At 43.8% G+C, this 16,172-nt stretch carries 13 protein-coding genes; 10 read left to right on the forward strand and 3 right to left on the reverse strand.

The features are described 5' to 3' along the window. Positions 1-121 precede the first annotated feature (121 nt). The 8 genes from AC5JPT_RS04885 (at position 122) to AC5JPT_RS04920 (ending at position 9,527) form a co-directional block, all read left to right on the forward strand. The gene (locus AC5JPT_RS04885) at positions 122-1,285 is read left to right on the forward strand and encodes a mechanosensitive ion channel family protein (RefSeq protein ID WP_493857316.1); all 1,164 of its coding nucleotides are present in this window, start codon (positions 122-124) and stop codon (positions 1,283-1,285) included. 194 nt (positions 1,286-1,479) lie between these two features. Beyond that, positions 1,480-3,786, forward strand: coding sequence for a bifunctional 23S rRNA (guanine(2069)-N(7))-methyltransferase RlmK/23S rRNA (guanine(2445)-N(2))-methyltransferase RlmL (gene rlmKL / locus AC5JPT_RS04890; protein ID WP_493857317.1), 2,307 nt, complete (start codon positions 1,480-1,482; stop codon positions 3,784-3,786). 233 nt (positions 3,787-4,019) lie between these two features. Continuing rightward, positions 4,020-4,595 carry a TerD family protein gene (locus AC5JPT_RS04895; protein ID WP_057760825.1) on the forward strand — a complete coding sequence of 192 codons (576 nt, stop codon included), beginning with the start codon at positions 4,020-4,022 and terminating at the stop codon, positions 4,593-4,595. Positions 4,596-4,832: 237 nt separating this feature from the next. Continuing rightward, a complete protein-coding gene (locus AC5JPT_RS04900; protein WP_493857318.1) occupies positions 4,833-5,900 on the forward strand; it encodes a DUF475 domain-containing protein in 1,068 nt (355 codons plus the stop codon). Positions 5,901-6,124: 224 nt separating this feature from the next. Then, positions 6,125-7,054, forward strand: a complete 930-nt coding sequence (locus tag AC5JPT_RS04905; protein WP_493842882.1) for a glutaminase — start codon at positions 6,125-6,127, stop codon at positions 7,052-7,054. A gap of 307 nt (positions 7,055-7,361) precedes the next feature. After that, positions 7,362-7,937: a TerD family protein gene (locus AC5JPT_RS04910; protein WP_319050551.1), complete on the forward strand. Its 576-nt coding sequence runs from the start codon at positions 7,362-7,364 to the stop codon at positions 7,935-7,937. A 168-nt stretch (positions 7,938-8,105) separates the two neighbouring features. Continuing rightward, positions 8,106-8,858: a TIGR00266 family protein gene (locus AC5JPT_RS04915; protein ID WP_319050552.1), complete on the forward strand. Its 753-nt coding sequence runs from the start codon at positions 8,106-8,108 to the stop codon at positions 8,856-8,858. A 60-nt stretch (positions 8,859-8,918) separates the two neighbouring features. After that, complete coding sequence (locus AC5JPT_RS04920; protein WP_319050553.1) at positions 8,919-9,527, forward strand: TerD family protein; 609 nt, start codon at positions 8,919-8,921, stop codon at positions 9,525-9,527. 150 nt (positions 9,528-9,677) lie between these two features. Here AC5JPT_RS04920 and AC5JPT_RS04925 read toward each other — a convergent pair whose 3' ends face one another. Beyond that, positions 9,678-10,952: a TerD family protein gene (locus AC5JPT_RS04925; RefSeq protein WP_493857319.1), complete on the reverse strand. Its 1,275-nt coding sequence runs from the start codon at positions 10,950-10,952 to the stop codon at positions 9,678-9,680. 294 nt (positions 10,953-11,246) lie between these two features. On the opposite strand from AC5JPT_RS04925, the gene AC5JPT_RS04930 reads away from it, so the two are divergent. Next, complete coding sequence (locus AC5JPT_RS04930; RefSeq protein ID WP_493857320.1) at positions 11,247-12,386, forward strand: ATP-grasp domain-containing protein; 1,140 nt, start codon at positions 11,247-11,249, stop codon at positions 12,384-12,386. A gap of 164 nt (positions 12,387-12,550) precedes the next feature. Here the strand turns inward: AC5JPT_RS04930 and AC5JPT_RS04935 are convergent, their stop codons facing one another. Continuing rightward, positions 12,551-13,291 (reverse strand): MHYT domain-containing protein, encoded by a 741-nt coding sequence (locus tag AC5JPT_RS04935; protein WP_493842879.1) that lies wholly within the window; start codon positions 13,289-13,291, stop codon positions 12,551-12,553. A gap of 122 nt (positions 13,292-13,413) precedes the next feature. Beyond that, a complete protein-coding gene (locus AC5JPT_RS04940) occupies positions 13,414-14,121 on the reverse strand; it encodes a hypothetical protein (RefSeq protein ID WP_493842878.1) in 708 nt (235 codons plus the stop codon). A gap of 790 nt (positions 14,122-14,911) precedes the next feature. On the opposite strand from AC5JPT_RS04940, the gene AC5JPT_RS04945 reads away from it, so the two are divergent. Then, the gene (locus AC5JPT_RS04945) at positions 14,912-16,138 is read left to right on the forward strand and encodes a S1 family peptidase (RefSeq protein ID WP_493857321.1); all 1,227 of its coding nucleotides are present in this window, start codon (positions 14,912-14,914) and stop codon (positions 16,136-16,138) included. Positions 16,139-16,172: the final 34 nt, after the last annotated feature.

The raw sequence follows: 16,172 nt of genomic DNA on the forward strand, positions 1-16,172 counted from the left end.
TATTAGATATAAGTCATGTTCAGTAGTAATATATTTGATTGCTTTGACCACTTGAGGTAATTTATTAGTAGATACCTCATATATAAAAATTTGTACAAACACACCCTGCATGGATGAGACAATGCCGATCGCCAGTGTTACCGACTTTTTTAAAGAGATCATTCGTGACCTGCATACTAGCCTCTACCTTGCTCTGGGTGGCTCTATAGATGAAGAGTCCCTTAACTGGTCTTCTCAGGCGGTAGAGCTGACAAGTACTGGCATCAAAATCCTAATACTGCTTGCAGTATTGGGGTTTTTTTATTGGTTGGCCAACTATATATTGAGACAAAGCAGAGCCAAAATTCATCTGAACGAGCGCCGTACCAAAATCGCTCGCTCAACACTACGTTACGTGTGGATTGTGGCGAGCCTGATTGCAATCATGAGTCAAATAAACTTTGAACCGGAAACGATCAAAGCCACAGTAAAAGCAAGCACTTGGGCTGGTATATACTACGTGCTCTGGGCATCATCAGGTCAAATCATTCATAAAGTATTGCAGCATTACGGTCTCAACGCCTCGATAGAGCAGCTGCTCAAAAATATTTTATCGGTGCTCATATTGGTACTCGGTCTTGCCAGCGTGATGGCACAATTTGGCTTTGATATCGTATCATTGGTTGCTGGTTTGGGCATTGTTGGCTTAGCAGTCGGCTTTGCAGCTCAGTCAACCCTTGCCAACTTTATTGCAGGTATTACGATTTTGCTAGAGCAGTCCTTTCAGGTTGGCGACTGGATTCATATCAATGATAACGAAGGGCGCGTGGTACTCATTGCTTTACGCACAACCCATATCCTGACGCGAGACAATATCACGGTCATTATCCCAAACTCCAACGTTGCCTCCTCTGAGGTAATCAATTTAACTTCCAAAAATTTCATCCGTTTTGATATACGTGTGCGTATTGCCTTCGAAGACGACATCGAGATGGCGCGCAAAGAGATTTTGCAAGTGCTCAGCAATACCGATGCGGTGCTCAATCGTCCTGAGACTTCCGCCACAGTGGCCGAAATCGGAGAATATGGCATATTTTTTATTGTACGTTTTTGGGTCAAACCAGCAGCCGTCGCCCGTATACCCAAGATAAAAGAAGTATTGCAAGAAGAGATCAAAGTTGCTTTTGATGCCGCTGAAATCTCGACGCCCTACCCGCATATGCGCCTGCTCATGCCAAAAGACGTTGACTACCCTATCGCAACCAAACCTTTTGCCACTACTACCCAAGTGGTGTCAGAAGAGTGACCTCTAGCAACAGATGAGTAGACACGTGACGTCTATAGACACATAACGTTATATGCCTGATCCGATTCTATGGGTTTGATCATATAGGTACGTCCTCATTTTGAACTATCCCACCGCGAATTATGGTAAAATTGCGGGTTACACCGTCCCTCTTATGATTTGCTTTTTTGTCAATTTAGCCCACAGGTATCCGTATGACCGAACAAACTGCCCCCGCATCTCTAGCAACCGCTACACCAGAGTTGATGCTTGATCTTATCATTACCTGTGCCGATGGGCTTGAGGCACCGCTGCAGACTGAGCTGACCAGCTTTGGTATTGAGAGCGACATCAAGAGTACGGGACGTCTTGCTGTCACTGGCAACTTGCGTGACTTATATACTATTTGCCTATGGTCCCGTGTCGCCTCACGAGTATTGATGCTCATCAAACGTCGAAACATCAACGCAGAATATGATGTCGCAGAGCAGCTCTATGGTTTGGCAAAATCGGTCAATTGGACAGAGCAGTTTAGCTTAGAGCAAACCTTTGCGATTCGTCTCTCTGTCGATAAGCGTGTCGCAGTAAGCCAGCAGTTTGCCATGCTACGTGTCAAAGATGCTATTGCAGACACTTTCAATGAAGTTTACGACAGCCGCCCTAATGTCGATAGTAAAAACCCAGATTTTTCTATTTTTGCGACCATCAATGACAAGCAAGCCGAGTTGTATCTAGATTTGTCAGGCACCAGTTTGCATCGCCGCGGTTATCGTGTGGCCATGACAGAAGCCCCACTAAAAGAAAACCTAGCGGCCGCCCTACTTTATAGTGCGGGCTGGCATAAGAAAAACGAGGCAGGCGATGCGCCTTACTACAATGCCTTGATCGATCCTATGTGCGGCTCTGGGACGTTTCTGATCGAAGCACTACTCATGCACTGCGATTACGCTGTGGGTATCGACAAAGCCGCCAATCAATTTGGATTTTATGAGTGGCAGCATCATGATGAGACGCTATGGCAAGAGATGATCGATGACGCTCAAACACGCTTTCGTGATGCCTTAGACATTGCCAATGAGCAACCAGATACCTTACCTCTTATACTAGGGTTTGATGCCGACAATGGCGCAATCATCGCCACCGAAAAAAACCTCATCGCCGCAGGATTACAAGACTTACTCCCGCTACTCGATATCGAAACCCGCGCCCTTGATCAACTGGGCAGCACGCTAAAACCACTAGTGAATGATGGGCGATTGAGTAATCCTCTAATCATTACCAACCCACCTTATGGTGAGCGTCTGGGTGATGAGGAAATGATTAAACCGTTATACCAAGCGATTGGGCTTATTGTACAAGACAGCTTTGCTGGTAGCGGTATCGACCCAATGCTCGGCATCCTAGCGTCTCGCGTTGAGCAAGTAGACATACTCCCTATCAAAGAGCCGCGTACCCTGCGCTGTCATAATGGTGCGATTACGGTTTATTTCCGTTACGGAACACTGATCTCTGGGCAAACGGGGCATCTTGTTAGTCAATTCGAGAAGCGTGAAATCGAAGTGGAAGAAGGACAGGATTTCATCAATCGTCTACAAAAGAATCTTGGCAAACTTAAAAAGCTTGCCAAGAAAGGCAACGTGAGTAACATTCGCGTATACGATGCTGATTTACCTGATTTCAAAGTAGCTATCGACTTATATGGTGATTACGCCCATGTACAAGAGTATGCACCGCCAAAAACTATCCCACCTGAGACGGCCAAAAAGCGCTTCAACTTGGCATTGATGGGTATTCGTGAAGTGTTTGATATTAACCGCGAACAAATCTTTATCAAAACACGGGCACGCCAGTCAGGTAATGATCAGTACAGCAAACAGAACACCACTGAAAAACGTGGCAAGTTTCATGTTGCCCGTGAAGATGGTGCCTATTTCTATGTTAACTTTACCGATTATTTAGATACAGGCTTGTTCATCGATCACCGTAATATGCGCGCACGCATCAAAGACAACAGTCGCGGTAAAGCTGTCCTCAATCTATTTGCTTACACGTGTACCGCTAGTGTCCATGCCGCTCTCGCTGGCGCTAAAAAAGTCACCAGCGTTGATTTGTCACAGAATTACCTAGATTGGGGCAAACAAAACTTTGTATTGAATGGTCTGGACGTTAGTCGAAACAAGTATCAATTTGTCGCGGCTGATATCTTTGAATGGATCAAAGACAATACCGAGCAATTCGACGTTATCTTTATTGATCCGCCGACATTTTCGAACTCTAAAAAATTCCAAGGTACCTTTGATGTGCAACGCGATCATGCCGCACTAATCAATCGTGCGATGAATCGTCTGACCTCCGATGGCGTCTTATACTTTTCTAATAACTTCACGCGCTTTGAGCTAGATGAGCAGTTGATAGAGCGCTACGATATCGTCGATATTACGCAAAAAACCATTGGCTTTGATTTTAATATCAAAAAGCCTATTCATCAGAGCTTTGAGATTCGTCATCGCCAGAGCCTATAATGTAGCAAATACGAAGGTTCTTTATATGAGTGGAGCAATGAGCAGTAGTCACATAACTGTCTGAAACGTAAGTTTTTTGCTCAATGTATATGAAATATAACCATGACCCAATCGGCTTTGATTGGGTCATTTTTTGTTGTTATGATAGAGCGTTACTAGGCGATGGGTTTGCGCAAATATAGCGTAACCATCGCCTTTTATTTCATAGTACTTCAAATAACAAGGATAACATTATGGCTTTATCACTCAATAAAGGCGGCAATCTATCACTCACAAAGACGGATCCAAACTTAACCAAGTTACTTATTGGTCTAGGTTGGGATGAGCGCGCCACCTCTGGTGCTGAATTTGATCTTGATGCCAGTGTGTTTTTGCTAAATGGTGCTGGCAAAGTACGCGGCGATCATGACTTTATCTTTTACAATCAGCTCAAATCTGACAATGGCGCGGTCGAGCACACCGGTGACAACCGTACTGGCGAGGGTGATGGCGATGATGAAGTCATCAAAGTCAATCTAACCCAAGTCCCTGCTGACGTAGACAAAGTGGTTGTGACTGTAACCATCCATGACGCTGCTGCGCGTAGCCAAAACTTTGGTCAGGTGGCAAACGCCTTTATCCGCGTAGTCAATGAAGAAACGGGCACCGAAGTGGTTCGTTTTGATCTAGCAGAAGATTATTCTGTTGAGACCGCAATGGTGTTTGGTGAAGTATATCGCCATAACGGCGAATGGAAATTCCGCGCGGTAGGTCAAGGTTACTCAGGTGGCCTACAAGCGATGTGTCAGCAGTACGGTGTCGACATCTAAAGGCATATCCGTAAAAGGCGTATCTATATTGGCATTTAGACCCTCATCGGTCCTAAGTATGACGTCCAAAACGTAGAGCAATCATCGTTGCAAATAGTCACAATTTTTAATGCTCAAATGACTAGTAATGCTTTACGTTTCGTTTAAAATTATGCATAAAAAGTGGTTAGCAATAACCACTTTTTTGCGGCTTGTGTCTATACTAGACCAGCTTTACGCAACCAGACAGGATGTGTCATGAGACATTTTTATTTAGATTTTATCTTTACCGCAATTGCGTTGGCAATCGCAGCATGGTGGGGATATTCACATGGCGGTATGGGTGGCTTGATAGCCACGCTCTCGATTACCGCTATTTTGGCCGTCATGGAGATTTCGTTGTCTTTTGATAACGCGGTGGTCAACGCCTCAGTCCTCAAAGGCTGGGACGAGTTTTGGAAAAAGATATTTTTGACCGTTGGTATTTTGATCGCAGTTTTCGGTATGCGCTTGGTATTCCCTATTGTCATCGTCGCTGTTACTGCTGACCTTGGTATGATGCAAGTAATCGATTTGGCATTGAACAACCCTCAAGAGTACTCAGCCAGACTGATGGCACATCATGCTGAAATATCAGCATTTGGTGGTATATTCTTATTACTGGTCTTCTTGAACTTTATATTTGATGACAAAGACGTACATTGGTTTAATTGGCTTGAGAGCCGCCTAGCAAAGCTTGGCAAAGTTGATGCTATGAGTGTGTTTGTTGCGCTTATCGTCTTGATGATTGCCGTATCGTGGGCTTCTGCTGAGCAATCAAGTGCTGTCTTGATCGCTGGTGTTTGGGGTATCTTGGTATACCTTGGTGTGCAAGTCGTATCAGGTATGCTTGAGGGTGACCTTGAAGCCGACTTAGAGAACGAAGAGAATGGCTCAGGTGCAGCTGCAACCAGCGCTATTATGAAAGGCGGTATCATTGGTTTCTTATACTTAGAAGTCCTTGATGCTTCATTCAGTTTCGATGGTGTGATTGGCGCATTCGCCATTACCAATGACGTTATCGTTATCATGCTGGGTCTTGCGATTGGTGCGATGTTCGTACGTTCTATGACTATCTTCTTAGTGGACAAAGGCACGCTTGATGAGTTTATCTATCTTGAGCATGGTGCACACTACGCTATCGGTGCCTTAGCAATCATCATGTTGTTGTCAGTCAAGTTCCATGTTCCAGAGATTATTACTGGTCTTATTGGTATTGCCTTTATTGGTTGGGCGCTGCTGGCATCACTGCAGCACCGTAAAGCTGAAAGAGCAAGCTTAAACTAAGACAGATTATTAGTATTGTATCTACTGTTACGCATTTAGGCAGGTCATATCATCAGGTATGACCTGCTTTTTTTCGTCACTTTTAGCGCGATATAACCCCATCCTTTATTCATGTATGCGTATACTACGAGTACGTCATTCTGTATGATGAGCGCTTGACTATAGGCACCCCGCTTCATTACCAAATGCCTCATCCTTCAACAATACGACAAAAATAAGACCTCATGATTGATATACAGCAAATTCTTGATGATATCGCCGCAGAAATGGCAGTTGAAACCGATCGCGGAAAAGTAGCAGACTACATACCTCAGCTGGCACATGTAGATGCAGACCAGTTTGGTATGGCAGTCGCTACCCCCGATGGACAGCTCTATACTGCAGGAGATGCTAGTACACTCTTCTCAATCCAAAGTATCTCTAAGGTATTTACCCTGACTATTGGTCTTGGCAAGCTAGGTGATGGGCTATGGACGCACGTTGGACGCGAACCATCTGGCGACCCCTTTAATTCGATTGTGATGCTCGAACATGAGACTGGTCGACCGCGCAATCCATTTATCAATGCCGGCGCTATTGCGGTAGTGGATGCTATTATGATGGGTCATAAACCCAAAGAGACATTGGGTGAGATTCTTCAATTTGTTCACCTCATTGCAGATGACGAGTCAATTCGCTTTGATCATAAAGTAGCGGCGTCTGAGATGGCGCACAAAGACCGGAACGCCTCTTTAGCACACTTTATGAAATCCTTTGGTCGTCTAAAACATGAGGTGGACAATGTATTAGGTACCTATTTTCATCAATGCTCGATTGCCATGAATTGCCAACAGTTAGCCAGTGCCGGTCTATACTTAGTCTCCAATGGGGTTGATAAGCACTCAGGAGTACGGGTGATCAATGAACACCGAGCACGGCGTATCAACTCACTAATGATGATGTGTGGTCATTACGATGGTTCTGGAGAGTTTGCTTACCGTGTGGGCTTACCTGGTAAAAGTGGTGTTGGTGGCGGTATTTTGACCATAGCGCCCGGTAAAGGCTCTATCGCGGTATGGTCACCAGGGCTTGATCATATAGGCAACTCTAAACTTGGATTAAAAGCGCTAGAGCGTTTTGTGCAGGAAACTGGTTGGTCAGTTTTTGCAGAATAAGCACGACATCTATACTTGCTTAGATTAGACATTTACTTTTCATAACAATGTCTTATCCACTATTGCTAAGATGATTAAAAAGTATCAAGTTTGCAGGGTTATTATGTCCCTTGGTAAGCATATAGTAAGCGCACAAAATACGCCTTGCTTAGTGAGCGAACGCTTAGTATAGTAAAACGTAATGATATACAGCATATAGCGTACAGCTCAGTTTTTTGCTGTTCTGGCTGATATATCAGTCACTGCACAACTTTTAATTTATTTTTTATAATTAATCCACTTAACTATTAATCCAAAGGATATTTGTATGGCTATTAGCTTAACAAAAGGCGGCAACGTAAACTTATCAAAAGAAGCGCCAGGTTTAACTAACATTACAGTCGGTCTAGGCTGGGATCCACGCGCAACTGACGGTCAAGAGTTTGACTTAGATGCCATTGGCTTTTTGATCAATGAAGCAGGAAAAGTCCGTAATGACCAAGATTTTATCTTTTTTAACAACCTAAAATCAGATAATGGCGCTGTTGAGCACACTGGTGACAACCGCACTGGTGAAGGCGATGGCGATGACGAAAAAATCAAAATCAATCTTGCTAACATCCCATCTGATGTAAACAAAGTAGCCATTTGTGCCATCATTTATGAAGGTCAGGCACGCAACCAAAACTTTGGTCAAGTTGGCGATGCTTATATCCGTGTCGTAAACGATAATGGCGAATCTGAAATCGCTCGTTACGACCTATCGGAAGATGGTAGTACTGAAACGGCTATGATCTTTGGTGAGTTATATCGTCATAACGGCGACTGGAAATTCCGTGCTGTTGGTCAAGGCTTCAGTGGTGGTCTTGGACCATTAGCAGCCTCTTATGGCGTCAACGTATAATATCAAAATAACGTAAACGTCTGACCAGCCAATTATCGCAATCACATGATTGCTTGCGATAATTATGAGCCATCAAGTGTGCCCTTTTAACGCATTTGATGGCTTTAAATTTAATTGGCTGACTAAAAAGCTATTTAAAAAAGATACTAGAATAAGGATTTGCCACCCATGTCCGCAACATTCAGTTTGATCGGTACTATTGAGCCTTTTTTACACTGTAATCTTAAAAAAGGTGATTCGATATATTGTGAAGCCAATGCAATGGTAATGATGGAGTCTAACCTTGAGTTAAAAGGTAAGCTCCAAGGTGGACTTATGCAGTCACTCATGCGCCGTTTCGCCAATGATGAATCATTGTTTCAGCAGCAGATTGAAGCGGTCAATGGTGAAGGCGATTGTCTGCTCGCGCCTACGCTAGATGGCGATATGCAAATCATCGAGGTCGGCAAACAACAATATACGCTCAGCGATGGTGCGTTTGTTGCCGCGCAGACAGGTGTCGATATTAGAGCCAATATTCAGCGTAATCTGGGCGGTGCCGTATTTGGGGATACTGGTGGCTTCATGGTCATGCAGACGCAAGGTCAAGGACAGGTCGTGGTATCTGGCTTTGGCTCACTATTTGAGATTGAGGTGACGCCAGACAAAGATGTCATTATTGATAACGGTCATGTCGTTTGCTGGGACTCGAACCTTGAGTATAAACTATCAGTTTCGACCAGTAAGAAAAAAGGCATTATGAGCAATATCATCAACTCTGTAACCAGTGGCGAAGGTATGGTTCTGAACTTTTCAGGAACGGGCAAAGTGATTATTTGCTCGCGCAATCGCGATAGCTATCAAGGTTGGTTACAGAGCGTACTAGGCAGTAGCTCAGGTGGACGCGGCGGCGGTGGCGGATTTTTAGATAATATTTTATAGCATTTTTTAATCACGTTTTTATTCGCAGTTTTTACTCACAATTATTATAAGGATACTCACATGGCAGTTAGTCTACAAAAAGGGCAGAAAATCTCCCTAAGCAAAGAAGCTGGCGGCGATCTGACTCAGGTTAAATTAGGTCTGGGCTGGGATGTCGCTCAAGGTCCACAAGATAAAAAAGGTGGCTTTTTAGGCAAACTATTCGGCGGCGGTAGTGGCGGCGACTCTATCGACTTAGATGCTTCATGCATTATGTTCGATGCCAATAAACAAGCAGTTGACGCTATTTGGTTCAGTCAGCTGAAGTCAAAAGATGGCAGTATCGTCCATACAGGTGATAACCGTACTGGTGACGGCGATGGTGATGATGAAGTTATCAATGTTGATCTCTCAAGAGTCCCTGCCAATGTAGTCTCTCTAGTATTCACGGTCAATAGCTTTACCGGTCAAACCTTTGAAACGGTAGAGAATGCATTTTGCCGTATCGTTAACGCTAACAATAATAGCGAAGTAGCACGTTATAATCTGTCAGCACAAGGTGGACATACCGCGATGGTAATGGCAAAAGTTTATCGTCATAACAACGAATGGAAAATGCATGCGATTGGTGAAACTGCCTCTGGTCGTACCTTCCATGACTTGATGCCTGCTATCACACCACATGCATAATTGACTTGATATTTTGATTGGATAATAATTTATCTGATTTATTGACTCATTTTATAATAAGAAAGCCCGTCTATTCACAGATGGGCTTTCTTATTTGCCCAGTCGCTTTTGTAGCGACGAGGGGTTTTTCGAGTAGTATGGTTCAAGCCATTACTTACGTCCACGCTTCCAACTAAAACCCCAGTTGAAGGCTTTATCCATTTCTTGATGACCTTTAAAGTATTGATTGATGCGCTCTACATTGATGCTGCCTTGTTGATTAACAAGGCGCGCAATGGCACACATTGGTAGATTACCCGCGCCTTCGGTCAAGCGGGTCTCAATCGGTGACTGGTCCGGTACATGAATGGTCACAACACCATCGGTTTTTTCCCAGTTTGGCGCGCCTTCATAAATAAAGGCGAAAATAAACACCTCTTCAATCTGTGACCACTGCTGACCATTGATATCGAGCCACTCACCGCCGCTCACCTGCCCCGTTCTATCATCGGCTCGCAAGCACACATACGGCGCTGTTTGCAGACTACCAAAACGGTCACCCAACGCTTGAATCAAAGTTTTTTCGCCGTTCTTTAGATGAATCATCGCGCCAACATCGAGATCAATACCGCTCGCTTGATGCTGTTTAAATAGATCTCCTAGGATGCCTTTTTTGGGAGCTGACTTGTTACTCTCTGGACGTTGGTTCCAATCTAAGTTCACTGAAATCTTACCAAAATTATCGCGTTTTTTAAGATTGATGCTTGATTGGTTTTTGGTTAACGTAATTTTGCTTAGATTAATCGACGGACTGGTAGGAATCGGTGGCGGAGTACTCGCTTGAGAGGTGTTGCCTGCTTTTTGCGTATTGATAGGTCGCTGCGTATTGATCGGTTGCGACTGATTTTGTACAGGGTTTTGCTGCTGCGCTGGCGCCTCATCTGCGATTTCGACTCCGAAATGTTCAGACAACGGTTTTAACCCACCCTCAAATCCTTGAGCAATAAAACGAAACTTCCAACTACCCTGACGACGGTAGCACTCCGCCAAAATAATGGCTTTTTCGTTACGCCCAGCAGCACTCAATTGGCAACTCATGAGTACCTGACTGTCTTGTAGGACTTGAATATCCACGTCGCCAACTTGGGCCAATGTCTGCGCGCTAGAAAATGCCAAAGCGATTTTTTCGACACTCGTAGGTTGTGCAGGTAAGTTGATATCAAAAAACCCATCACTATCGTGACCACGAAAGCTAACGCTGCCATCATCGCTACGGGTCTGTCCATAAAATATCATATCGCCATCGCCGCGTACTTTGCCATCTGTGGTTAGGCGATACGCCGCGCAGTCGATAGCGCTTTGGCTCAAGATACGAATACTGATATTGTCAGTTGGTAGCGGTGCATTGGCACCTGCCACCAATGTTTGGGGTTGCACTTGACTCATTATCTGTCCTTTGGATTATTTATTATTTCACTGTCGTTTTGATTACTATGTCCATCATCGTCATATAGTAGCATGGATATTATGAGAGTTTTGAACCGAGCAATCATACTTTGAGTCATAAAAACACTCTGAAAAACCCATGTGACTATTTCATGAGAGGCATTTATAAGAGGCGCCATTTGTATATAATACATGCTGCTAGATGATATCGTCTTGCCCTTATTGCTACCAGTTTTGCGGTAGCAATGCTGATTGATCCTGTTCCCTACACACAACGATAACGCTGAGAAAATTATGAATAACCTTGCTAACGATAGCGTCCACTCCACACCAGTAGCTGCTTGGTTAGCTGAAGGTCAGTCCAGCCAGCGCGATATGTTAGAGAGCCTGCAGACTCTAAAAAACCAGTTGAACGACTCTTTTAATATTATTGCCTCACACCGTCACAACCGTCCTGAGATTTTTGAATTTGCTGATAGCATCTATCGTGAGCCGTCTGAATCATTTATCAACGATGAAGCGCAAGCAATGAGTGCACCAGCTACGCCGCGCTGGCAATTTGTCTTAGAGCACGCCAAAGCAAAAAATGTCAAAGTATTGCTGACTGGGCGTAATGGCATTAATTACGAAGCACACCGTGAGATATTTGATGCGGTGGGTATTCGTTTGCTAACAGGAGCAACGAGCGTTGCAGCATTGGAGTCAATCGAAGATAAATTTGCCTTTATGCAGCAGTGTCATGAGCACAGTATTCCTGTCGCTGATGCTTGGCGCTTTGACAATACCGCTGAGCTTGAGGCTTTACTCGCTGAGCACGGTCATCAGCCCCTATGCGTCAAACCTGTCGTCGGTATTTTTGCCCAAGGATTTTGGCGCTTGGATACAGGTAAGTCTGAAGACAGTGCTTACGATAGCTTTGAGCATTTATACTTTACTGAAGAGAAAAAGATAAATACCGCGCAGTTTATCAATGCTTACAACAATAGCGTAATGGTACATAAGCGCCCTATTCCTATGTTGCTTATGCCTTATCTATCAGGGCAAGAGTACTCAATCGATGTGGTCTGTGAATACGGTGAAGTACTAGCGGCCGTTACTCGCTATAAGACAGGCAAGATCCAGCATATTGGCTATGAGCAATCAGTCATGGATGTGGTTATTCCATTGATTAAAGCCTTTGGCTGTGATGGTATCGTGAGTGTACAAACCAAAGCCGATGATGACGGACAGCACCGCGTCCTTGAGATTAATAGCCGCCCATCTGGTGGTATTGGTTACACCACGCATAGCGGGATCGATTTGACGCAGGTCGGTTTTGGCTATTGGCTTGGTTTAACCGAGAAACCAAAGCTGGCTGATATCACGCAGCAAATAGAACCGTGTCAAGTACGCTCTATCATGGTGAGTGTCAAAATTGAAGACACTACTGAGTAACTGAAGATGCTGCTGAATGCCTGATTGCATACTTAAAAATACGACGTGTCAATAACCACATGAGCAGGCTCAAAAAGTAGCCACAAAAAAAGGGTTTTAGATGATTATCTAAAACCCTTTATGCTGTATTCTTGTTATATCAATAGCAAAACAGCAACTTAAAACTAGTCACCAAATACCAGTGTTGCTTTTTTAGGTGCATTCTTAGATGCAATAAACCACAACAAGCCCAATACGATAGCCGAACCGATAAAAATCATAATCGATGAAGATATAGCACTGTCATGCGTATAACCCATATCCATCATATGACCAGTCATGTTCATCTCCATCGCTGCCATACCAACGTAATGCATACCGCAAACGGCGATACCCATAATAAACGCACTACCAAAACGCTGTAGCGTACCGCGTAGATTGAAGGCCAGCCATAGTGCCGCAATGGCAGCCACGATAGCAATCACAATAGATGTAATCAGAAGCGGTATGTTGTATGACATAGTCGCATCCATTTGCATCGAAGCCATACCAGTATAGTGCATGGCTGCAACACCCAAACCTGTCAAAACACCACCACCGATCAATCTACCGGTGCTAGAGTCGCCGCGTCCTACAATGATAATTCCTACAGCCACAAAGCCAACAGCCAGCAACATCGAGACAATCGTCAGACCTAAATCATACGTAACTGGCATTTTCATATCGACTGCCATCATGCCAATATAATGCATCGACCAAATAGCACCACCAATCGCAATCGAAGATAGCGCAACCCAAAAATAAAGGTCTGAACCTGGTTTTGCAGAGGGTACTCGAATGGCAAGGTTTAAACCAACATAAGAGCCAAATACTGCAATGGCATAAGAGACCAGTACCAAAAGTAAGTTATATTCAACTTCAATCATTTTTTTGCCTTTTGTGTTTAATAAAAACTGAGCCATATAACACTGATTTGGATCAACTGCAGGACATCATACGCTCGTTATTGGTTTACATAGACAGTGAGTTATCTATGCGTCGTGCTGACCTACCCGATGGTAAATTCGCAAATATTGGTACTACTGGCGCCGCAATTAGTCTCTTCGACTTGCACTCTATCTACAGCAGGGTTGCTTGCCAAAAACCCTTCTATGTATCCCACAACAAAGTGGCACCCTGAATGGTTGTGGTTTGCCGACTTGCAAAATGGACATTTGATTAAATAAATGACATTGTCTTTTGCTTTAATTTTGGACAACCCCTTCAGTGCTGGGACAAGCTCACGACTGATTGTCTTGGGCATTTTTAATGGGCTGCCCAGTGAGTAATCTCGCTGATAAATACCGCCACCCACCTTGCGTCCCAACTCTTGCAACGCTGTTACACGGCGATCAAAAGGTAGGCTTGCCTCATACTCACTAACAATGTCTGCTATCTTAGGATAATAGGCACCAATGGCGGATAGAACACTTTTTTCGTCTAAAACCTTTTGTGCAGGCGCGGTTGATGAGCTACTCTCGTCATCTATTTCTAAATTAAAAAGCGTGCACCCTTCAATCGAAGAAAGATCATCGATTAGTTCTTCTTGTGTCTTGGAGCCCATACTTCTCGCAATGACGTGGATGATATTGCCACCATTTCCTGATGACTCTTGTCTTTGGGAGACAAGTTGATAACCCGCTTTGATAAGTGGCGAGATGACATTAACCAAACGGACACGTTCAGAAGACGTCTCTAATGCACAAGAAAATTTCAAAGGTCACTCCTTTTCTAAAATACGACTAAGCTGCTATACCGAACCATTTATATATCAGGCAGCATGTCTGATGGAAGCATCGAGCTTCTATACCATTGACTATTGTGCAATATAGATATTATGGAAAGGCGATATGTAAAATTCTTTTTTAACCATGCTATTCAGCATAGAATGACTAAACCGTCTTATTTTTAATAACTGATAAACGTGTAGGCATAGTTATCAAACATGGTATTACTTGCAGCTGGGCAACTTTTAGCTTTTCGTATATTTAAAGATAAAAAGTGAGCTTTAAGATAAGATTGGAACGGCTGGTCTTGAGTACTTCAAGTACGTGGTTAATTAGTACTTAGTAAGTGGTTACTTTATAGCTTCTTCATTTACTTTGTTAACAGTAATCTGCAATAAAGTTACTAAACAGTAATGAATTTTAATCGCATTATCATGATATTTATCTAGTCAAGCAAGACTTATTGATAGATTGTCCGATGGATGGTGACTATATCCGATAGATGGCTATCTATTATATAAACAAACATTAGTCTGCTTAATACAACGTTTTAGCATTATCATTATGCTGTCTTCTATATATACTCTGATCTCTGTCATTTGTGCTTGCCACAGATCACCGTTGCTAGTAGATAAACATGCTGCTTATTCTAAAATATAGCGATACTTTTAATTTTCTATTTGTATCATGATGTATGAGCACTACTTTTTATGTCACTAGTACAACTACATTCAACACTATAATGACCGTGTGGATAAATAAAAAATCAATTAGGACTATATGATGACAGCACAGACCGCGCTCGTGTTAGGCGCCAACACCTTTATCACAAACGCGCAGTGCTCGATTACCTTCTCTACCGCCACTCCGCTTAAATTTGGACAGCAGCTTGGGCTACTATGGCTGCCTCTAGATGCGAATCGCAAAGCGGTTTGTAGCCCAGCCTATCTGCATGAACCGAAAGATTGGGCGACAATAAATAATTCAAAAGACCCAAATATATGGCAGCTTGACTTACCTACATTATTTGATAAAAAAGGCGTTTGTTTTTTACAGCTGATTGCTTATGTTTATCATGATCCTAATCTCAACCTACCTGCAGTTGAGCTAAAGGATGTTTGCTTAACGATCGATGATGGTGCCTTTCGCTATGACTTTACGGCGCGCGAACGTCACGTGAAAGCCGCTATCATCTTAGAGATATATCAGCGTAATGGACAATTCAAATGTCGGGCGCTTGGTGAATCATCGACCCAAGGATTGGCAAGTCTTGAGCGGCGCGCACAGGTCAGTCTCGATATGCGACCACCTGATACACATACACGTATTATGGAGGCCCAGCAACAGCACGCGCGTCCTAATAACGAAGTGCGTACGCCTCGTCAAGTGCAGTCAGGTGAGACGTGGACAGGCACGGCATTTGCCATTGATCCGTATCACCTGCTTACCTGTTATCATGTAATCGAGTCAGCCCAAATGATTGGTATACGCCAGCAGGGTCAGCCCGACCGCGAGGCACAAGTGGTACTCAGCGATATCGGTAGCGACTCCGCTATTATCAGAGTTAGCGACCCATTGCCTCACCATATTCCATTGGCGCAGCAGTGTAGTGATATATTGGGTGAAACCATTACAACGCTGGGATTCCCACTATCGGGACTCAGCAGTCAACTACAAGTGACGCAAGGCTGTATCTCAGGGCTAACGGGTTTGAATGATGATATCCGTTATCTTCAGTTTACCGCGCCCATTCAACCCGGCTCTAGTGGTAGTCCATTATTGCTACCAACTGGCGAGGTCGTCGGTATGGTGACTGCCAGTCTGGTCCATGAACACGCACAAAACATGAACTATGCGGTAAAATTTCAGTTATTATCTGCGCTGCTTGCAAGCGCTGGTATCAGCTTGGAGAATAGGACTGATAGATCAAGCGATATGACTTTAACCACACCGCAACTCAGCAAGCAAAGCCGTAGCGCGTTATGGCTGGTTGGCTGTCAGGGTTAATGGTCTACTACAATGATAAACTCAAAAGAAAAAC

The sequence above is a fragment of the Psychrobacter sp. H26 genome, from assembly GCF_059073035.1.